Source organism: Paraburkholderia nodosa (genome assembly GCF_001718195.1).
Taxonomy (GTDB): Bacteria; Pseudomonadota; Gammaproteobacteria; order Burkholderiales; family Burkholderiaceae; genus Paraburkholderia; species Paraburkholderia nodosa_A.
Genome location: NZ_MCNV01000006.1, coordinates 190,868 through 209,761, shown reverse-complemented (window position 1 = coordinate 209,761; position 18,894 = coordinate 190,868). Strand labels below are relative to the sequence as shown.

At 65.0% G+C, this 18,894-nt stretch carries 18 protein-coding genes; 12 read left to right on the top strand and 6 right to left on the bottom strand.

The features are described 5' to 3' along the window. Positions 1-6 precede the first annotated feature (6 nt). From BFD71_RS13615 to BFD71_RS13595, 5 genes are all read left to right on the top strand, one after another. Positions 7-1,122 carry a YbdK family carboxylate-amine ligase gene (locus tag BFD71_RS13615; protein WP_069264494.1) on the top strand — a complete coding sequence of 372 codons (1,116 nt, stop codon included), beginning with the start codon at positions 7-9 and terminating at the stop codon, positions 1,120-1,122. 776 nt (positions 1,123-1,898) lie between these two features. Beyond that, a complete protein-coding gene (locus BFD71_RS13610) occupies positions 1,899-2,537 on the top strand; it encodes a MarR family winged helix-turn-helix transcriptional regulator (protein WP_069264492.1) in 639 nt (212 codons plus the stop codon). 247 nt (positions 2,538-2,784) lie between these two features. Continuing rightward, entirely contained in the window at positions 2,785-3,513 is a 729-nt protein-coding gene (locus BFD71_RS13605; protein WP_069264490.1) for a glutamine amidotransferase, read from the top strand. A gap of 121 nt (positions 3,514-3,634) precedes the next feature. Further along, on the top strand, positions 3,635-4,747 hold the full coding sequence (locus tag BFD71_RS13600) for an NADH:flavin oxidoreductase/NADH oxidase (RefSeq protein WP_069264488.1): 1,113 nt from the start codon (positions 3,635-3,637) through the stop codon (positions 4,745-4,747). A gap of 291 nt (positions 4,748-5,038) precedes the next feature. Beyond that, positions 5,039-5,545 (top strand): SET domain-containing protein, encoded by a 507-nt coding sequence (locus BFD71_RS13595; protein ID WP_069264486.1) that lies wholly within the window; start codon positions 5,039-5,041, stop codon positions 5,543-5,545. Positions 5,546-5,624: 79 nt separating this feature from the next. Here the strand turns inward: BFD71_RS13595 and BFD71_RS13590 are convergent, their stop codons facing one another. After that, positions 5,625-7,193 carry a sensor histidine kinase gene (locus tag BFD71_RS13590; protein WP_069264752.1) on the bottom strand — a complete coding sequence of 523 codons (1,569 nt, stop codon included), beginning with the start codon at positions 7,191-7,193 and terminating at the stop codon, positions 5,625-5,627. Between the two features lie 185 nt (positions 7,194-7,378). Then, positions 7,379-8,065, bottom strand: coding sequence for a response regulator transcription factor (locus BFD71_RS13585; RefSeq protein ID WP_027815974.1), 687 nt, complete (start codon positions 8,063-8,065; stop codon positions 7,379-7,381). Between the two features lie 106 nt (positions 8,066-8,171). Between BFD71_RS13585 and BFD71_RS13580 the strand changes: the two genes are divergently transcribed. Then, on the top strand, positions 8,172-8,402 hold the full coding sequence (locus BFD71_RS13580; protein WP_069264749.1) for a DUF3717 domain-containing protein: 231 nt from the start codon (positions 8,172-8,174) through the stop codon (positions 8,400-8,402). 136 nt (positions 8,403-8,538) lie between these two features. Here BFD71_RS13580 and BFD71_RS13575 read toward each other — a convergent pair whose 3' ends face one another. Together BFD71_RS13575 and phhA are read right to left on the bottom strand one after the other, a co-directional pair. Then, on the bottom strand, positions 8,539-8,892 hold the full coding sequence (locus BFD71_RS13575; protein ID WP_256094713.1) for a 4a-hydroxytetrahydrobiopterin dehydratase: 354 nt from the start codon (positions 8,890-8,892) through the stop codon (positions 8,539-8,541). A gap of 86 nt (positions 8,893-8,978) precedes the next feature. After that, a complete protein-coding gene (phhA, locus tag BFD71_RS13570) occupies positions 8,979-9,872 on the bottom strand; it encodes a phenylalanine 4-monooxygenase (RefSeq protein ID WP_069264484.1) in 894 nt (297 codons plus the stop codon). A gap of 141 nt (positions 9,873-10,013) precedes the next feature. On the opposite strand from phhA, the gene BFD71_RS13565 reads away from it, so the two are divergent. Then, complete coding sequence (locus BFD71_RS13565; protein ID WP_028203286.1) at positions 10,014-10,505, top strand: Lrp/AsnC family transcriptional regulator; 492 nt, start codon at positions 10,014-10,016, stop codon at positions 10,503-10,505. A gap of 58 nt (positions 10,506-10,563) precedes the next feature. Here the strand turns inward: BFD71_RS13565 and BFD71_RS13560 are convergent, their stop codons facing one another. Together BFD71_RS13560 and BFD71_RS13555 are read right to left on the bottom strand one after the other, a co-directional pair. After that, a complete protein-coding gene (locus BFD71_RS13560; protein ID WP_069264482.1) occupies positions 10,564-11,088 on the bottom strand; it encodes a class IV adenylate cyclase in 525 nt (174 codons plus the stop codon). 205 nt (positions 11,089-11,293) lie between these two features. Continuing rightward, positions 11,294-12,181, bottom strand: a complete 888-nt coding sequence (locus BFD71_RS13555) for a LysR family transcriptional regulator (protein ID WP_069264479.1) — start codon at positions 12,179-12,181, stop codon at positions 11,294-11,296. Between the two features lie 112 nt (positions 12,182-12,293). Between BFD71_RS13555 and BFD71_RS13550 the strand changes: the two genes are divergently transcribed. From BFD71_RS13550 to BFD71_RS13530, 5 genes are all read left to right on the top strand, one after another. Further along, positions 12,294-13,817, top strand: coding sequence for a CoA-acylating methylmalonate-semialdehyde dehydrogenase (locus tag BFD71_RS13550; RefSeq protein ID WP_069264477.1), 1,524 nt, complete (start codon positions 12,294-12,296; stop codon positions 13,815-13,817). Positions 13,818-13,931: 114 nt separating this feature from the next. Further along, positions 13,932-15,635, top strand: coding sequence for a GMC family oxidoreductase (locus BFD71_RS13545; protein ID WP_069264475.1), 1,704 nt, complete (start codon positions 13,932-13,934; stop codon positions 15,633-15,635). Between the two features lie 370 nt (positions 15,636-16,005). Further along, entirely contained in the window at positions 16,006-16,785 is a 780-nt protein-coding gene (locus tag BFD71_RS13540; protein WP_028203291.1) for an ABC transporter ATP-binding protein, read from the top strand. Beyond that, positions 16,782-17,552, top strand: a complete 771-nt coding sequence (locus BFD71_RS13535; protein ID WP_069264471.1) for an ABC transporter ATP-binding protein — start codon at positions 16,782-16,784, stop codon at positions 17,550-17,552. The genes BFD71_RS13540 and BFD71_RS13535 overlap by 4 nt, the downstream gene beginning before the upstream one ends. 118 nt (positions 17,553-17,670) lie before the next feature. Then, positions 17,671-18,888 carry an ABC transporter substrate-binding protein gene (locus tag BFD71_RS13530; protein ID WP_069264469.1) on the top strand — a complete coding sequence of 406 codons (1,218 nt, stop codon included), beginning with the start codon at positions 17,671-17,673 and terminating at the stop codon, positions 18,886-18,888. The last annotated feature ends 6 nt before the right edge of the window (positions 18,889-18,894 follow it).

Below are 18,894 nucleotides of genomic sequence, written 5' to 3'. Positions count from 1 at the left end.
AACGCCATGTCACTTGAAACGTTTGTCGATTCGAAGCCGTTTACGTTCGGCGTCGAACTCGAAATGCAGATCGTCAACACGCACGACTACGATCTGACCAAGGCGGGGAGCGACCTCATGCGCCTCGTCAAAGATCAGGAGATTCCGGGCAACATCACGCCCGAAATCACCGAAAGCATGATCGAACTCTCCACCGGCATCTGCACGAATCACGAGCAGGCTGTGGCCGATCTGCGCAAGATTCGCGACACGCTTGTCGCCGCGGCCGATCGTCTCAACGTCGGCCTGTGCGGCGGCGGTACCCACGCGTTCCAGCAATGGAGCGACCGGCGCATCGTCGATACGCCGCGCTTTCAGTACCTGTCCGAACTGTACGGCTACCTGGCGAAGCAGTTCACGGTGTTCGGCCAGCACGTGCATATCGGCTGCCCGGATGCGGACAGCGCGCTCTTCCTGCTGCACTCGCTTTCGCGCTTCATCCCGCATTTCATCGCGCTCTCGGCGTCGTCGCCCTATGTCCAGGGGGTGGACACCGGATTTCATTCGGCACGACTGAATTCCGTGTTCGCGTTTCCGCTGTCGGGCCGCGCGCCGTTCGTGCTGAGCTGGGAGGAGTTCAAGGAGTACTTCTCGAAGATGGTGCACACGGGCGTTGTCAACAGCATGAAAGACTTCTACTGGGACATCCGCCCGAAACCCGGTTTCGGTACGATCGAGGTGCGCGTGATGGATACGCCGCTTTCGGTGGAGCGCGCCGCCGCGATCGCCTGCTACATCCAGACGCTCGCGCGCCATCTGCTCACTGATCGACCGATCGCGCCGCTCGAGGACGACTACCTCGTGTACACGTTCAACCGATTCCAGGCGTGCCGCTTCGGCCTCGCCGGCACCTGCGTGAATCCGCAAACGGGCGAGCGCCGCACGATTTCCGAAGACATCCTCGAAACGCTGGACCGGATCGCCCCGCACGGCGAAGTGCTCGGCTCGACGCGCGCGCTCACCGAAATCGGCACGATCGCCCGTGCGCAGAACAACGACGCCACGTGGCTGCGCAGCGTGGTGGCCGAGGAAAAATCGCTGCATGAAGCGGTGCGCCAGCAGTGCCTGCGCTGGCGCGCCTGATGGGAATCGAAAAGAGGGAGCCGGCGGACAGACAGGACCACTGACCGATTTTTGCGGGGGGCAGGAGGTGTCGGAAGCACGCCCCGCGCCGGCAAAACAGGATGCAAGGGCAGCTTTCGGGCTGCCCTTCGTGCTTTGGGGGACCGGAAAACCGGCAGGCAGGGTGTGAAAAGCGGGCCAAAAAAGGGTTGCGTTGGTTCCGCACGCCAATTTTTTCGAGCTGGACGAAAATTTTTTTGCCGCCTTCGAGGTACCTGGGGGTTCTTATTTTTTTGACCTGGGTCCCGACATGGTCCATATTCAAGGACAAATAGCCCAGGCCTTTGTGGGTAACCTTCGTTTTCCCTGCAAACTCAATGGACTACGTAATGATTGGTTAGGCCCGATCGGGCAGATTCCAGTTGCGTTCGAGACAGAAATCCGCGATAACCTGCATGGGTCGCGGGGCGACGACGGCGAGCAGCGAGGAACCTGTACACAAGGCAATAGCGTGCTTATCAACGGGTTATCCACAATTCACGTTGGATAAGTTAGCTGTGCGATTTGCCGCTCTCGCATAGAATGTCGGTTTGCTGCACTGGCGTCGGGACTTGAAGGATGTTTTCGGGGCCTGCGGCAAGAAACATGACAGTGCAACGCATACGATGACGTATGCGAAGCAGGATTTTTTGAGATGGTGCGGCGCTCGGGGAACCGGGCGCCAGCGTTCCCACAGGCCGTCGGTCAAAGCGGCGGCTGACGATGCAGCGCAAGCTGCCAATAACCAGCGAAAGACTATGAGCGAAGGCGTATACGGAGAGCAGGCAGCCGGGCGGGTGACCCATAGCCTGCTGCGACTTAGCACGGCAATGCGGAGCCAGGCGTGGGACTGGGCCGAAGGGGCAGGCCTCACGCCTACCCAGGGCGAAATTCTCGTGCTGCTGATGCAGCGTAAGGGGCCGATGCGCCTCGGCGAGATCGCGCGTGAAACGGCCCTCACGGCCGCGACCACCAGCGATGCGGTGAGCACGCTCGAAACCAAGGGGCTCGTCGAAAAGCGCCGTGCGCTCGACGACGGCCGCGCGCTCGCGGTGCGTCTCACCTCGCGCGGCCGCACGGCGGCGAAAAAGGCCTCGCAGTGGCCCGACTTCCTGTCGAAGGCGGTCGGCACGCTGAAGGCGGACGAGCAGTCCACGCTGTATCGCTCGCTGCTCAAGACGGTTTATCTGCTCGAATCGCAGGAAACCAGCCCGCAGCACCGCATGTGCCTGACCTGCTCGCATTTCGAGCCGAGCAAGAACCCGAAGAAGACGCCGCATCACTGCCAGCTCCTGAATATCGACATGGCTGACACGGATCTGCGTCTCGATTGCTCGGTCTACGAACAGGCCGACGTGACGACCCAGAAGAAAAACTGGAAGATCTTCGCGGTTTAAGGCCGAAGCTGCGCCGCCGCCCCCATGCGGGCGGCGCGCGCAACGCATGTAATGCACGGTAATGCAAAGCATCGCGCGGTCGTTGGCGTGCGGACTTTGCGTGCATCAAACGCGTGCATGGCAATTTGCGTAGTTCTCGCAAGTATTTGCCACAAGTTTTTGTCACGACCGTTGGCGCAAACGTTCGCAGGCGCCGTGAAAAAGCGGTGACGTGCATGCCGTCCACAGCCGACCCGGGAATGTGCCGATGAATCGCGAAGTATTGGCTGTGCGCCATGTCTATTTCGAGGACCTCGGCAGCTTCGAGCGCGTGCTCGGCGACCGCGGCCGCCCCGTGCGCTACGTCGATGTCGGCTTCGCCCGCGTCGGCGCGCTCAATCCCTTGTCGGCGTCGCTCATGGTCGTGCTCGGTGGGCCGATCAACGCGTGCGACGATGCGCGCTATCCCACCCTCGGTCCCCTTGCCGCGATGATCGAAAAGCGCATCGCGGCGGGTCTGCCTACGCTCGGCATCTGCCTCGGCGCGCAACTCATTGCGCGCGTGCTCGGGGCGCGCGTGTATGCGGGACCCCAGCCCGAGATCGGCTGGACGCCGCTCACGCTCACCGACGCCGGCCGCGCCTCGCCGCTGCAGCACCTCGACGGCGCGGCGACCTCCATGCTGCACTGGCATGGCGATACCTTCGATCTGCCGCAGGGCGCCACGCGGCTCGCTTCCACGCCGCTCTGCGAGAACCAGGCGTTTGCCTGGAGCGATAACGTGCTCGGCCTGCAGTGCCACCCCGAAGTGCGCGCCGACCGCTTCGAGCCCTGGCTGATCGGTCATGCCGCCGAAATCGCCGGCGCGGGCGTGGACGTGAACGCGCTGCGCGACGAGACGGCGCGCCACGGGCCGCTCCTCGAAGCGCAGGCGAGCCGCATGTTCGGCGAATGGCTCGATGCCGTCGACGCCCAGATGGCCGCGCGCCAACCCTGACGCGCGCCTGAACCGAGCCTGATCCACTTCGCGCGGGCGCACGCGTTGTGTTCCTTGTCGAACGCGTGAAAAAAGCGCGTGCTATTCTCGGACGCTTCTGCCAACCGTCCGTGGACCTCCCATGAGCAAGCTCTTCAGTCCGCTCGAACTGCGTGGCGTGACGCTCCCCAATCGCATCGTCGTTTCGCCGATGTGCCAGTACTCCGCCGAGCGCGGCGAAGCCAACGACTGGCACATGATCCATCTCGGCCACCTGGCGCTTTCGGGCGCCGCGATGCTCTGCATCGAAGCGACGGCCGTCGAACCGGACGGCCGCATCACGCCGGGCTGTCTCGGCCTGTGGGACGACGTGACCGAAGCCGCACTCGAGCCCGTGATCGCCGCTATCCGCCGCCACTCGCCGATCCGCATCGCCATGCAGATCTCGCACGCGGGTCGCAAGGCGTCGAGTCATGTGCCCTGGGAGGGCGGCCAGCTGATTCCGGTCGCCGACGGCGGGTGGCTGCCGCACGCGCCTTCGGCGCTCGCGCACAAGGAAGGCGAGGCGCCGCCGCTCGCACTCGACGTCGCGGGTCTGAATCGCGTGCGCGATGCGTTCGTGGCCACGGCGCGCCGCGCTGCGCGTCTTGGCATCGACGCCCTCGAAATCCACGCGGCGCACGGCTATTTGCTGCACCAATTTCTCTCGCCGATCGCGAACCAGCGCAGCGACGAATACGGCGGCTCGCGCGAAAACCGCATGCGCTTTCCGCTCGAAGTGTTCGACGCGGTGCGCGCCGAATTTCCTGCCGATCGCCCGATCGGCGTGCGCGTTTCGGCAACGGATTGGGTCGATGGCGGCTGGACTCCCGAGGACACCGTCGTCCTCGCGCAGGCGCTCAAGGCGCGCGGCGCGGACTGGATCGACGTGTCGTCGGGCGGCGTGTCGCCGCTGCAGAAGATCGCGCTCGAGCCCGGCTATCAGGTGCCGTTCGCGCGCAAGGTGAAGGCCGAAACGGGCATGACGACGATTGCGGTGGGCCTCATCACCGACGCCTTGCAGGCCAATCAGATCATCGAAGACGGCGAGGCCGACTTGATCGCGATGGCGCGCGCGATGCTCTACGATCCGCGCTGGCCATGGCACGCCGCGGCGCAACTCGGCGCGAGCGTGAGCGCGCCGCCGCAATACTGGCGCTCGCAACCGCGCGAGTTGAAGAAGCTGTTTGGCGAGACGACGCTCGGCCAGCGCTGAGACACGTTGCGCGTGGCGGTTTCTCACGGCGCATATGGGTTGAACGAAAGAGGCGCGAGCGTGTACGATGCCGTCTGTGGCGCGCCGGGCGTCGCATGAGCGCGGCGCCCAATCGGCGCCGCGTTTGCGTACGGAGCGCGACGAGCCGGGATGCAAGGGCCGATGCAAGGCCAGGCAGACCGCCAGGCACGGCTTCATGAGAGAGCCGCGGGCGGCGCGCGGAGGGACAGGTTCCACGCCGCCTGTCATGACCGGGACAGTCTCCCCCAGTACTTCACAAGGATTCATTCAATGAGTGAACGCAGGATCGTCGTGCGCCAGTCGGGCGTGCACGGCAAGGGCGTGTTTGCGGCGGTCCCCATTGCGACCGGCGAACGACTGATCGAATACAAGGGCGAGCGCATCTCCTGGAAGGAAGCGCTGCGGCGTCATCCGCATAATCCTGACGAACCGAATCACACGTTCTATTTCGCGCTGGACGACGGTGACGTGATCGACGGCAAGGTGAAGGGCAACAGCGCGCGCTGGATCAATCATTCGTGCGCGCCGAATTGCGAAGCCGAGGAAATCGAAGGACACGTCTATATTCACGCGCTGCGCGATATCGCTGAAGGCGAGGAGCTTTTCTACGACTACGGCCTCGTGATCGACGCGAAGCAGACGAAGAAGCTCAAACGCGAATACGAATGCCGATGCGGCGCCCGCAAATGTCGCGGCACGATGCTCGCGCCGCCCGACGACGACAAGTCCGGGAAGGGCGCGAAAGCGTCGAAAGGCAAGAGCAAAAAGAAGAAATAAACGGCGCAGCGCGCGTCGCACTGTATCAAGCATAAGGGCCGCATGAGCGGCCCTTGTCGTTTTCCCGGCACCTGCAGCGTCAGAGATCGATGCTCGCCTGGTGGCTCGGTTTCTTCTCGCGCGGCGCCTCGCCGGCCTCGACCGTATGCAGGTGGGCGGCCTCGAAGGCGGCGGCCTCCTTGCTGTCACTGCGGTCTTTGGCGTCCTTGCCGCCAGGGATGCCGCGATGCGCGAGCGGCACACGCACGATGAAACGCGCGCCGCCTTCGGGGGCATCTTCGTAATGCACACTTCCCCGGTGCAGCGTCATGATGTCGTGCACGATCGCGAGGCCCAAGCCCGCGCCGCTATCGACACCGCTTTCGCTCTGACCGTCGCCGCGGAAGAAGCGCTTGAAGAGATCCGCCTGCTGCGAAGCGGGCACGCCGCCGCCGTTGTCTTCCACGACGATCTCGGCCATCGGCACGCCGTCCGCGGAGGACTGCGAAACGGTGACGGTGATGCGGGCGCCTTCGAGACGCACGGGCGGCAAATACTTGAGCGCGTTGTCGAGCAGATTCGCGATGACCTCGTGCAGCAGCACGGGGTTGCCGCGCACCATCAACGGCGTGTCGTTTTCGGGATCGTCGAGGCGCTGGAAGCCGAGGTCGACGTGGCTCGCCAGCGCCCGCGGCACCCACTCGGCGCCTGTTTCGAAGGCGAGCGCGGCCATGTCGATATCGACGAAGCGCGCAGCCTGTTCACCCGGCTCCGCACGCGCGAGCGAAAGCAGTTGATTGGACAGACGCACCGCGCGGTCGGCGGCCGCACGCAGCTCGCGCACCGCGTCGGTGACCTTCTGCGGCTCGCGCGCGTTCACGGCCTGCTCGGCGTGCAGCTTCACCGCCGTGAGCGGCGTACGCAGCTGATGGGCGGCGTCGGCGATGAACTTGCGCTGCGCGTCGAGCGCGGTCTTCAGGCGTCCGAGCAGCGCGTTCAGCGCGCCCGTGAGCGGACGGATCTCGACGGGCACGTAGGTCTCGTCCACCGGTTCGAGGGACGTGTGCGTCTGGCGGTTGAGCGAGTCGGCGAGCGCGGTGAGCGGGTTGAGCTGCTGGTTGACCACGCGCCACACGATGACCCAGCCGGCGAGCAGCAGGAGCAGCAACGGCATCATGATCGCGACGAGAAACTCGGCCGCGATGCGAAAGCGATGGTGCACCGGCTGACCGACTTCCACGACGATCGGATTGCCATGCGCCTGCGGCACGCGCACCTGGGCGACACGCACGGTTACGCCCTGATAGATCGTTTCGAACACGTACGCGTAGTGCATGCGGCGCACGTTGGTGCCCTGCAGCGGCAGGTCATGGTCGCCCGCGATTTCCGTTTCGCCGTTGCTGATGCGATAGACGAGGTCCTCGATGGGGTCGGAAAACATCGCCTGGGCGAGCGGGGGGACGATATTGGCAGCATCGTCGCCGGCGATCTGGATCTGCCGGGAGATGGCCGTGGCGAGGTCCGCGAGTGAGCGGTCGACCACGTGCTGCGTGTACTGCCAGGCGAGCCAATAGGCGATCAGGCCGCTCATCAGCGCGAGCAGCGAAAGCGGGGCGGCGAGGCGCCGTAGCAGCGTGCGCCGCAGGCTCGTTGCGGCAGGTGAGGGCATGATGGCTTCGGGGCGAATGATGAATCGTAGGTGCGGCGGCGTGCGCGGCACGGGACCGATCCATTGTACGCGGGCCGCGGGCGTGGCGGCTGATGCGCCAGTGAGACGCCAGAAGCCGGCGCTTACAAGCGCAAACGGCGGCGGATTGCTCCGCCGCCGCTGGCTGCCCAGAAAAACGAGGCGGATCAGGCCGCCTGGCGGATTTCCTGCAGCAGATAGCCGAAGCCGCGCACCGTGACGATCTCGACACGGCAGTTTTCCAGCTTCTTGCGCACCCGGTGCACGTAGACTTCGATCGCGGTGTCGCCGAGGTCGCCGCCGAAGTGCGTGAGGTGGTCCTGCAGTTGCGCCTTGCTCACCACGCGGCCGTGACGCAGCAGCAGCATTTCGAGCACCGCGAACTCACGCGGCGAGAGTTCGAGCGGCTTGTCGTCGTTGAAGATGCGGCGATCGACGCCCGACAGGCGCACGCCGCCGAGCGACACTTCGGGGCGCGGCACGTCGCCGTGCGGCCCGCTGCGGCGCATCACGGCGCGAATGCGCGCTTCGAGCTCGGCCGGTTCGAACGGCTTGAGCATGTAGTCGTCGGCGCCGGAATTCAGGCCCTGGACGCGGTCGTTCAATTCGTCGCGCGCAGTGAGCACGATCACGGGCGTATGCCGGTTGCTCTGGCGAAAGCGCGAAAGCAGCGTCATGCCGTCGATGCCCGGCAGCCCCAGATCGAGGATCACGAGCTCATGGCGATTCTGCGTGAGGGCCTGTTCGGCGAAGATGCCGTCGTGGACCATGTCGACCGTAAAGCCGGCTTGTTCGAGGCTGGACTGGATACCGCGTGCGATAGGGCGGTCGTCTTCGATCAGAAGGAGTCGCATGGGATTCGCTCAAGTACAATGGGTTTTAGCGTTCAGGCACGCAGTTCGCGAAGCGTCGCTTGCTGGTCTCGAGGCACAGCCCGACGGTTGCGCGATCACGATCCACATGTCCGATATTTCAATCACCGAACTCGAAGCCGCGATCAACTTCTGGCGCAACCGCTCGCCTTCGATTGGCGATGAACTCGCGTTGTGCCAGGAGGCAAGTGCGCTCTCCAAGCCTTATGCGCTGCTGATTGTACAGCGTCAGAACACCATATCACCGGAACGTTTAGACCCGATTGCCCGCGCTGCCTGGGAGTCTTACGTATCCATCAAGAATAGCCTTCAAAGCTGAAGGTTTGAAGGCCCCGCACCCTGCATTATGCTTTCACGGCGCGCTGTGCGCTCGCTGTGCGCTCGCTGTGTGCTCGCTGTGTGCTCGCTGTGTGCACTCGGCGTGCGCACAGCGTACCCATGATTAGTACCGCTGCTTATGCGCTGAGCGGCCCCGGCGCGATCGAGTCGATGAAGCGCGCGAGTTCGATGTCGCGCGAGGTGAGGCCGTCGGCTTCGTGGGTGGAAAGCGTGATCTCCACACGGTTGTAGACGTTGAACCACTCGGGGTGGTGGTTCATCTCCTGCGCCTTGATGGCGACGCGCGTCATGAAGCCGAACGCTTCGTTGAAGTCGGCGAAGCGGAAATGGCGCTGGATCGCATCGCGGCCGGCGACGGCCTGCCAGCCGCGCAGGTCGGCGAGTTCGGATGCGCGCTCTTCGGATGTGAGTCGGTTGATCATCATTGCACCTGTATTGAGCTTGAGGCCCGGCGTGCGCCGTGAGCCGATCAGCCATTTTTTCACGTATGGGGCACGCGTGCGAGCGCTCGCATCAAGGAACGCGCGCGTGCTGCGGCGCAAAGCCCGCATGTCGTTCAGACGTCGCCGTCGTCGAGCCAGCCCTCGCGCGTGCCGCGCGTGATGATCGTGTCGCTTTGCAGCACGTCGCCGGCCGCGTGCGGCTGCACCGCGATGAGCGCCGCCGGATCAGCCAGACGCGAAGCAATGCCCGCGCCCAGCGCGTCGAAAAGCTGCGCGAACGAGTCGATTACGAAGTAGGTCTTCTGGAACGTGTCGATGCGATAGCGCGTGCGCAGCACGCGGTCGAGGTCGAACGCGAGCCGGTTGGGCGCCGCGCTCTCCACGCTGTATAGCGTCTCGCCCTTGCTCGAGACGATGCCGGCGCCGTAGATCTTCACGCCGTAGGGTGCACTCGGATCGCGCATCAAGCCGAACTCCACCGTGTACCAGTAGAGCCGCGCGAGCAACGGCAACGCGCGCTCCTCGACGGCGAGCGCAGCGCGGCCATAGGCGTGAATCGCATCGGCGAAAGTGGGGTCGGTGAGCAGAGGGACATGGCCGAACAGGTCGTGGAAACAGTCGGGTTCCTCCAGATAGTCGAGCTGGTCGGGACGGCGCATCCACCAGGTGACCGGAAAGCGCCGGTTCGCCAGATGCTCGAAGAAGATGCGCTCGGGCACGAGACCCGGCACGGCCACGATGCGCCATCCGGTTGCAGCCATCAGGCGCTCGCTCACCTGCGCGAAGGACGGAACGTGGGCAACGTTCAGGCCGATGCGCAACGCGCCTTCCATGAAGGCGTCGCAGGCGCGGCCTTCGAGCAGGGCGCGCTGGCGCCGGTAGAGCTGGTCCCAGACGGCGTGATCGGCCGCGCCGTAGCGCTCGCTCGGCTGGTCGATCGTGAAATCGGGGCGGGTGTTGAGACCCGCGTCGAACTGCTCCTGCAGTTTCGCGGTGGCGGCGACCATGTTCGTAACGCTCCACTAAAAAGGCTTGCGGTCATGCAAGTCTAGAGCGGATGGCGCGCGGGATGTGCGCGTACTCCATAGGTTACGGCTGGTGTATGCAATAATCGAGCGCAATACAGTCAATTAATGCGGACTCCATTCATGCTTGAACTCGACCATTTCGATCTGGCGCTGCTCGACGTGCTGCAGCGCTTTGGCCGCGCCACGCATCAGCAGCTTGGCGAGCAGGTGCCGCTCTCGCCCTCGCAGATCGGCAGGCGGCTGCAGCGCCTCGAGGCGTCAGGGGTGATCGACGGCTATCGCGTGGTGCTGCGGCCCGAAAAGCTCGGGCTGGGCGTGACCGCGTTCACGAGCCTCAAGCTCAAGCATCATGGAGATTCGATCATCGAGCAGTTCCAGCAGCAGATCGACGTGCTGCCCGAAGTGCTCGAATGCCATGCCGTGGTGGGGGACGCCGATTATTTGCTGCGCATCGTCGCGCCCGATCTGAACGCGCTCTCGACCTTCGTCATGAAGAAGCTCATGCGCGTGCCCGGCGTGGACAGCGTGCGCTCGAACATCGTGCTCACCACGTTCAAGCGCAACGGGCCGCTGCCGCTCGGGCATCTGGAGCCGGGCGCGCCGGCGGCATGAGTGGCGTGGGAGGGAAGGCGTAGCAGGCCGCAAGGGCCCGCTATGCCAATTGCAGATGTCAGGCCGCGTTGGCCGTATTGAGCAGATCCACGTAAGCCACCGCGACGAGATCGCTTTCGTCCACGCCGAGCTTCGCGAACACCGCGTGCGCTTCGGCTTCGCCGCCTTGCTCGTCGTCCTCGGGGCCGAGCACCACCTCCAGTTCGACGAAGTCGCCCAGACCATCCACGCGGTCCAGATGGATGCGCGTGCGGCCCGCCAAATACACGTGGCGCTCCTTCGAGACGATGCCGCGCGTGGTGAGCGCCGTGGCGAGCAGGGAGTGCATGGCCTCGGCATTGGTGACGGGGCTGCGCGTATAGTACGAGGCCTTCGGGCCGTCGCGGTCGTCGCGCTGATAGAAGATCAACTCGGGCGGCGTGCCGTCGTCGAACTGACGCAGCTTCAGGCGGCCGCGCGGTACGTCATAGAAGAAGTCCTGCTGGCGAAAGATCAGCGGCGCTTCGGTGGCGAGCTGGGAAGCGCGGTCGCGCAAGGCGTCGAATTGACGGGCGCGGGCTTTGATTTCGATGTTGCGGGCCATGCAAGGCTCCTGTCGAACGAAGAGAACAAGGGGAACGATGGGAGAAGCGGGGAAACGCGCCGCGCAGGGTGAACACACCCGTGGGCGTGCCGAAAACGCGGAGCGGATTCCCAATCTATCAAAACTTGGGCGACAGCGCTGTTACGCGACCAGGCCTGCGCTTACGTCAGACTGAACGGGGCGCGCGCGTCTTCATGAGCGCGGCTCATATCGCCCACTGCGTTTCGATCGACTTCAGTGCCGCCGCGATGGTGGGCTCGTCGCGCCGCGCGGCGAGCGTGATGAAGGTGAGTTCCGTGGGCACCGTCACGCCTTCGACAATGGTGAGCCCGTGCGCGTGGGCTTCGGCGAGGGCCGTGGAATCCCGTGCGAGCGTGAGGCCCACGCCCGACTTGACGAGGTCGAGCATCGACGGTTCCTGGTCCACCTCGGCTACCTTCACCGGTTTGGCGTCCGCGGCCTCGAACAGCGTGGTGAGCAGGCGATTGTGCGCGGAGGCGGGCGGAGTCCAGATCCACGGCAGCGCGGCGAGTGCGCGCCAGTCGCGCGCATCCTTCACGCGGTCTTTCCAGCCTGCCGGCGCGAGCACGCGGTACTGGAAGCGCGTGAGCGTGATGGCGTGGAAGGTGTCGGGGTCGGGCACGGGCTGGCCGATGTAGTAGCCCACGTCGAGTTCGCGCGAGCGCACCTGGTCGAGCACCCAGCCCGACATACCGTGGCGCAGCGCCGTTTCGATCTGCGGCCAGGTTTCGACGAGCTGGCGCAGAAAGCCGCCGAGGCGCAGGAACGCCGGATCGAGAATGGTGCCGATGCGCAAGCGCCCGCGGACTTCGTGCCGCAGCGCAGCAGCGGCGCGCTGCACGTCGCCGGCGGCGGCGAGCGCGCGTTCGGCGTGCGGCAGCAGCGCCTGGCCGTCGCGCGTGAGCGCGAGCCCGTGCGAGGTGCGAGTGAAGAGCGCGATGCCCAGCGCCTCCTGCAAATGCTTGATCTGCAGGCTCACGGCCGGCTGCGTGAGATGCAGACGGGTGGCCGCGCGCGTGAGGTTGCCCTCGCGCGCGACCGTGACAAACGCTCGGAGCAAGGTCAGGTCCATATCCTGATATTAAACCGCCTTATATCGCTGTTGAGCATTAATCATTGGATCGCGCCCCAGCCTCGCGATTACGCTAGTTGGATCGAGGCTTCACGACAAAAGAGGCACACCCATGGGCGAGACACATCAAAACGAAGCCGGCGTCCGCATGCTGACCCACTTCGTCAACGGCAAGCCGCTGGCTGGAACGAGCGAGCGTCATGGCGACGTTTTCAATCCGGCGTTCGGCAAAGTGAGCGCGCGCGTGCCGCTCGCCACCGTGGCGGAGGTCGACGCCGCCGTTGCCGCCGCGCAGGCAGCCTTTCCCGCGTGGGCGGAAATGGCCCCTATCAAACGCGCGCGCATTCTCTTCAAGTTCAAGGATCTGCTCGACCAGCATCACGACGAACTCGCCGAACTCATTACGCGCGAACACGGCAAGGTGTTCTCCGACGCCAAGGGCGAGGTGATGCGCGGCATCGAGGTGGTCGAGTTCGCGTGCGGCATTCCCAATCTGCTGAAGACCGATTTCACCGACCAGATCGGCGGGGGCATCGACAACTGGAATCTGCGCCAGCCGCTGGGCGTCGTCGCCGGCATCACGCCGTTCAACTTCCCGATGATGGTGCCGTGCTGGATGTTCCCGATCGCGCTCGCGTGCGGCAACACGTTCGTGCTGAAGCCTTCGGAGCGCGATCCTTCCGCTTCGGTGCGGCTTGCCGAACTGCTCAAGGAAGCGGGGCTGCCCGACGGCGTGTTCAACGTCGTGCATGGCGACAAGGTGGCCGTGGATGCGCTGCTTGCGCATCCGGACGTCACCGCGCTGTCGTTCGTCGGCTCGACGCCGATCGCGGAGTACATCTACACGGAAGGCACGAGACACGGCAAGCGTGTGCAGGCGCTGGGCGGCGCGAAGAATCACCTCGTCGTGATGCCCGACGCGGACCTCGACCAGGCCGTCGACGCGCTGATCGGTGCGGCCTATGGCTCGGCCGGCGAGCGCTGCATGGCGATTTCGGTGGCGGTGGCCGTGGGCCATATCGCCGACGAACTCGTCGAGCGGCTCTCGCCGCGCGTGAAGGCGCTGCAGATCGGCAGCGGCATGGACGGCGCCTCGGAAATGGGGCCGCTCGTCACGGGCGTGCATCGCGCGAAAGTGCAGGGCTATATCGAGGCCGGCGTGGCGGCGGGCGCGAAGCTCGTCGTGGACGGGCGCGGCCACAAGGTGGATGGTCATGAGGAGGGCTTCTTCCTCGGCGGCACGCTATTCGACGACGTGAAGACCGACATGACGATCTACAAGGAAGAGATCTTCGGTCCGGTGCTGTCGGTCGTGCGCGTGCCCGATTTCGCGAGCGCCGTCGAGTTGATCAACGCACACGAATTCGCCAACGGCGTGTCGTGCTACACCTCGGACGGCGGCGTTGCGCGCGCCTTCTCGCGCCAGATCAAGGTGGGCATGGTCGGCATCAATGTGCCGATTCCGGTGCCGATGGCGTGGCACTCGTTCGGCGGCTGGAAGCGCTCGCTGTTCGGCGACCACCATGCCTACGGCGAGGAAGGCGTGCGCTTCTACACGCGCTACAAGAGCATCATGCAGCGCTGGCCCGACAGCATCGCCAAGGGCGCGGAATTCACCATGCCGGTGGCGAAGTAGGCGGCCGGGAGCCGGGCTGTTCGAAAGGAATCCGAAGCGTTCGATGCCGTCCGGCGCAGTAATCGCAGTCCAAAAATACAACATAAAGAGAGCAGTCATCGCTGGAGACACATCATGCCTGCACCGAGCGAAGCTCAGGCCGCGCGCCGCCTCGAAGGCGAATTCGACTACGTGATCGTTGGCGCGGGCACCGCGGGCTGCGTGCTCGCCAATCGCCTGACCGAAGACGCGGACGTTTCCGTCCTGCTCATCGAGGCGGGCGGCGCGGACGACTATCACTGGATCCACATTCCCGTGGGCTACCTGTATTGCATCGGCAATCCGCGCACGGACTGGCTCTACAAGACCGCCGCCGAAAAAGGCCTCAACGGCCGCTCGCTTTCGTACCCGCGCGGGCGCGTGCTGGGCGGTTCGTCGTCGATCAACGGCATGATCTACATGCGCGGCCAGCGCGAAGACTACGACAACTGGGCGCGCGAGACCGGCGATTCCGGCTGGTCGTGGGACAGCGTGCTGCCCGTGTTCCGCCGCAGCGAAGATCATCACGGCGGCGCGAGCGAGTTTCACGGCGCGGGCGGCCAATGGCGCGTGGAGAAGCAGCGTCTGCGCTGGCAGATTCTCGAATCGTTCGCGCGCGCCGCGCAGGAGCAGGGCATTGCCGCCACCGACGACTTCAATCGCGGCGACAACAGCGGCGTGGGCTATTTCGAAGTGAACCAGAAGCGCGGCGTGCGCTGGAATGCGTCGAAGGCGTTCTTGCGCGCGGCGATGAAGCGGCCCAACCTCACGGTCGTCACCGGCGCGCTCACGCAGCGGGTGATCTTCGAAGGCAAGCGCTGCGTGGGCGTGGAGTATCGCGGCGACGTCGACTACGTCGCGCGGGCACGTTGTGAAGTGATCCTGAGCGCCGGTGCCGTGAATTCGCCGCAATTGCTCGAGCTTTCCGGCATCGGCGACGCTGCCCGGCTCGCGCAGCTCGGCATTGGCGTCGTGCAGGATCTGCGCGGTGTGGGCGAGAACCTTCAGGACCATCTGCAATTGCGCATGGCGTTTCGCGTGAACGGCGTGCGTACGCTCAACACGGCCTCCGCGCACTGGTGGGGCAAGCTGATGATCGGCATGCAGTACGCGTTCTTCCAGAGCGGGCCCATGTCGATGGCGCCCTCGCAGCTCGGCGCATTCGCGAAATCGGACCCGAGCGATCCCACGCTCACGCGGCCCGACCTCCAGTACCACGTGCAGCCGCTTTCGCTCGACCGCTTCGGCGAGCCGCTGCATCGCTTCAACGCGTTCACCGCCTCGGTGTGCAACCTGCGGCCCACGTCGCGCGGCAGTATCCACGCCGTGTCAGCGGACCCGTCGCAGCCGCCTGCGATCGCGCCCAATTATCTGTCGACCGATCGCGACCTGCGCGTGGCGGCCAACGCGATACGGCTCACGCGGCGCATCGCGGCTTCGGGCGCGCTCGCGCGCTACCAGCCGCATGAGATCCTGCCGGGGCTCGCGTTCCAGACTGAGGAGCAACTGCGCGAGGCGGCGGGCAACGTCGGCACGACGATTTTTCATCCCGTCGGCACCTGCCGCATGGGCCGCGCCGACGACCCCGACGCCGTGGTCGACGCGCGCCTGCGTGTGCGCGGCGTGGAGGGCCTGCGTGTGGTGGACGCCTCGGTCATGCCGGCCATTACCTCGGGAAACACGAATTCGCCGACGCTGATGATCGCGGAGCGCGCCGCCGAGATGCTGCGCGCCGACCGCCGCGAGGCTTCGCGTGCGCAAACGGAGGCCGCCGCCGGTGTCACGCTGACGACCGCCTGAGGGCATGGAGCGACGCGCAAGATAGCGTCGATTCGAAGACTATGTGGGACGCGAGCGCAAGCGCTTCCGCTCGCGTGCTTTTGTACGGCCGTGAGTTTCGGGTTTGCGGTGATCGTGCGCCTAACGTGTACGCATCTTTCATCGTACTGTCGTCAACTTCCGGTCGTAATGTTCGCTGTCCTTGTGGCGCTCCCTTAAGTGCAAATCCCAATGATTGCGCTGCATCATTGGCGAGACAATGACGCGAAAGTCGGCAGGCGCGCGTTGCGCGCATCGGGAGGCGCGCCGCCACGTCCGCGCCGGACCTCACCGTGCACCACGAGTCACGGACGGTCTGCAGTGTTACGCCTTACCACGCTCGGAAGGGGACATGATTCTCGGCGACACGATTCTGGAGACGCGCGACCTCACGAAACAGTTCAAGGGCTTTACGGCCGTGAACGGCGTGAACCTGCGCGTGTGCCGCGGCTCGATCCATGCACTGATCGGACCGAACGGCGCAGGCAAGACCACCTGCTTCAATCTCCTCACCAAATTCCTCGTGCCCAGCGCGGGGCGCATCGTTTTCAACGGCATCGACATTACGCATGAGCGGCCTGCGCAGATCGCGCGGCGCGGCATCATCCGCTCGTTCCAGATTTCGGCTGTGTTTCCGCACCTCACGGCGCTCCAGAACGTGCGCGTGGGGCTGCAGCGCTCGCTCGGCACCGCCTACCACTTCTGGAAGAGCGAACGCACGCTCGCTGAGCTCAACGATCGCGCGATGGATCTGCTCACGCAGGTGGGCCTCACCGATTTCGCCGATGTGCCCACGGTCGAGCTCGCCTATGGCCGCAAGCGCGCGCTGGAAATCGCCACGACGCTCGCGATGGAGCCCGAGCTGATGCTGCTCGACGAACCGACCCAGGGCATGGGCCACGAAGACGTGGACCGCGTGACGGCGCTCATCAAGAAAGTATCGAGCGGGCGCACGATCCTCATGGTCGAGCACAACATGAACGTGATTGCCGGCATCTCCGACACCATCACGGTGCTTCAGCGCGGCGAGGTGCTCGCCGAAGGCAGCTACGCCGAAGTCTCGAAGAACCCGCTCGTCGCCGAGGCCTATATGGGCAGTGCGGACGCAGCCCTTACGGGGGCGCACGCATGAATACCGTCACCGAACGCGAAACGACTGCGGCCGCCGGCGCGACCGAGAGCGCGAAGGCGCTGGAGATTGCGGGGCTGCAGGCGTGGTATGGCGAGTCGCACATCCTGCACGGCGTGGATCTGTCCGTCGGGCGCGGCGAGGTCGTGACACTGCTCGGGCGCAACGGCGCGGGGCGCACGACGACGCTGCGCGCCATCATGGGGCTCACCGGCCGGCGCACGGGCTCGATCCGGATTGGCGGGCGCGAGACCATCCAGATGCCCACCTATCGCATTGCGCACTGCGGCGTGGGGTATTGCCCCGAGGAGCGCGGCATTTTCGCGAGCCTCTCGTGCGAAGAGAATCTGCTCCTGCCGCCGCACATCGGCACGAAAGGGGCGAAGTTGGCGCAGGGCATGTCGCTCGACGAGATCTACGCGATGTTTCCCAATCTCGCCGAACGGCGCAACAGCCAGGGCACACGGCTTTCCGGCGGCGAGCAGCAGATGCTCGCCGTGGCGCGCATCCTGCGCACGGGCGCGAACCTGCTGCTGCTCGACGAGATATCCGAAGGGCTGGCGCCGGTGATCGTTCAAACGCTCGCGCGCATGATCCTCACGCTGAAATCGCGCGGCTACACGATCGTGATGGTCGAGCAGAACTTCCGCTTTGCGGCGCCGCTCGCGGACCGCTTTTACGTGATGGAGCACGGGCGCATCGTCGAGCACTTCGGCACTGCCGAACTCGAGGGAAAGATGCCGGTGCTGCACGACCTGCTGGGCGTTTAATTTTTTTGGTCTGGTTTTGCGCGCGACGTGAGCGTGAGATGAGCGCCGCGCGAATCGCTTTGCCTCCGATGTTCATGGAGTATTCCTGATAATTACGCAACCAAGGAAGGAGACTGCAATGAAGAAAACCACGTTCGCGCGGCTCGCGGGCCTTTTTGCCGCCTCGGCAGCTGCGATGGCGTTCAGCGCGGGGAGCGCGCAGGCCGCCGACGACGCGGTGAAGATCGGCTTCATCACGGACATGTCCGGCCTTTACGCCGACGACGACGGCCAGGGCGGCCTCACGGCGATCAAGATGGCGGTCGCGGACTTCGGCGGCAAGGTGCTCGGCAAGCCGATCCAGATCGAGTACGCCGATCACCAGAACAAGGCCGATATCGCCGCTTCGAAGGCGCGCGAATGGTTCGACCGTGACGGGCTCACCATGCTGCTCGGCGGCACGAACTCGGCGACGGCGCTGGCGATGAACCAGGTCGCGCAAGAGAAGAAGAAGGTGTACTTCAACACGGGCGCGGGCACGGACGCCCTGACGAACGAGCAGTGCACGCCGTACACGGTCCACTACGGCTACGACACGGTCGCGCTCGCGAAGGGCACGGGCCTCGCGGTGCTCAAGCAGGGCGGCAAGAGCTGGTTCTTCCTGACCGCAGACTACGCGTTCGGCAAGTCGCTCGAGAAGAACACCGCGGACGTCGTGAAGGCGAACGGCGGTCAGGTGCTCGGCGAAGTGCGCCATCCGCTCTCGGCGTCGGACTTCTCGTCGTTCCTGCTGCAGGCGCAAGCCTCGAAGGCGCAGATCCTCGGCCTCGCGAACGCGGGTGGCGACACGGTCAACGCGATCAAGGCCGCGAAGGAATTCGGCATCAACAAGACGATGAAGACCGCGGCGCTGCTGATGTTCCTGCCCGACGTGCACAGCCTTGGGCTCGACACCACGCAGGGCCTCGTGCTGACGACCGGCTGGTACTGGGACCAGAACGACGACACGCGCAAGTGGGCGCAGCGCTACTTCGACCAGACGAAGAAGATGCCGTCCGAACTGCAGGCGGCTGACTATTCGGCGGTGACGAACTATCTGAAGGCGGTGCAGGCGGCCGGCACGACGGACTCCGACAAGGTCATGGAGCAGCTCAAGAAGACCAAGGTCAACGACTTCTATACCAAGGGCGGCTACATCCGCCAGGACGGCGTGCTGATCCACGACATGTATCTCGTCGAGGTGAAGAAGCCGTCGGAGTCGAAGAAGCCGTGGGACTACTACAAGGTGCTGCAGACGATCCCGGGCGAGCAGGCCTATACGACGAAGCAGGAGAGCAAGTGCGCGCTGTGGAAGTAAGCGCGA

What these genes read in the sequence shown, in the direction of transcription:
- BFD71_RS13615 (WP_069264494.1), top strand. Translation starts at nt 7, where the DNA reads ATGTCACTTGAAACGTTTGTCGATTCGAAGCCGTTTACGTTCGGCGTC.
- BFD71_RS13610 (WP_069264492.1), top strand. Translation starts at nt 1,899, where the DNA reads ATGAGCGAAGGCGTATACGGAGAGCAGGCAGCCGGGCGGGTGACCCAT.
- BFD71_RS13605 (WP_069264490.1), top strand. Translation starts at nt 2,785, where the DNA reads ATGAATCGCGAAGTATTGGCTGTGCGCCATGTCTATTTCGAGGACCTC.
- BFD71_RS13600 (WP_069264488.1), top strand. Translation starts at nt 3,635, where the DNA reads ATGAGCAAGCTCTTCAGTCCGCTCGAACTGCGTGGCGTGACGCTCCCC.
- BFD71_RS13595 (WP_069264486.1), top strand. Translation starts at nt 5,039, where the DNA reads ATGAGTGAACGCAGGATCGTCGTGCGCCAGTCGGGCGTGCACGGCAAG.
- BFD71_RS13590 (WP_069264752.1), bottom strand. Translation starts at nt 7,193, where the DNA reads ATGCCCTCACCTGCCGCAACGAGCCTGCGGCGCACGCTGCTACGGCGC.
- BFD71_RS13585 (WP_027815974.1), bottom strand. Translation starts at nt 8,065, where the DNA reads ATGCGACTCCTTCTGATCGAAGACGACCGCCCTATCGCACGCGGTATC.
- BFD71_RS13580 (WP_069264749.1), top strand. Translation starts at nt 8,172, where the DNA reads ATGTCCGATATTTCAATCACCGAACTCGAAGCCGCGATCAACTTCTGG.
- phhA (WP_069264484.1), bottom strand. Translation starts at nt 9,872, where the DNA reads ATGGTCGCCGCCACCGCGAAACTGCAGGAGCAGTTCGACGCGGGTCTC.
- BFD71_RS13565 (WP_028203286.1), top strand. Translation starts at nt 10,014, where the DNA reads ATGCTTGAACTCGACCATTTCGATCTGGCGCTGCTCGACGTGCTGCAG.
- BFD71_RS13560 (WP_069264482.1), bottom strand. Translation starts at nt 11,088, where the DNA reads ATGGCCCGCAACATCGAAATCAAAGCCCGCGCCCGTCAATTCGACGCC.
- BFD71_RS13555 (WP_069264479.1), bottom strand. Translation starts at nt 12,181, where the DNA reads ATGGACCTGACCTTGCTCCGAGCGTTTGTCACGGTCGCGCGCGAGGGC.
- BFD71_RS13550 (WP_069264477.1), top strand. Translation starts at nt 12,294, where the DNA reads ATGGGCGAGACACATCAAAACGAAGCCGGCGTCCGCATGCTGACCCAC.
- BFD71_RS13545 (WP_069264475.1), top strand. Translation starts at nt 13,932, where the DNA reads ATGCCTGCACCGAGCGAAGCTCAGGCCGCGCGCCGCCTCGAAGGCGAA.
- BFD71_RS13540 (WP_028203291.1), top strand. Translation starts at nt 16,006, where the DNA reads ATGATTCTCGGCGACACGATTCTGGAGACGCGCGACCTCACGAAACAG.
- BFD71_RS13535 (WP_069264471.1), top strand. Translation starts at nt 16,782, where the DNA reads ATGAATACCGTCACCGAACGCGAAACGACTGCGGCCGCCGGCGCGACC.
- BFD71_RS13530 (WP_069264469.1), top strand. Translation starts at nt 17,671, where the DNA reads ATGAAGAAAACCACGTTCGCGCGGCTCGCGGGCCTTTTTGCCGCCTCG.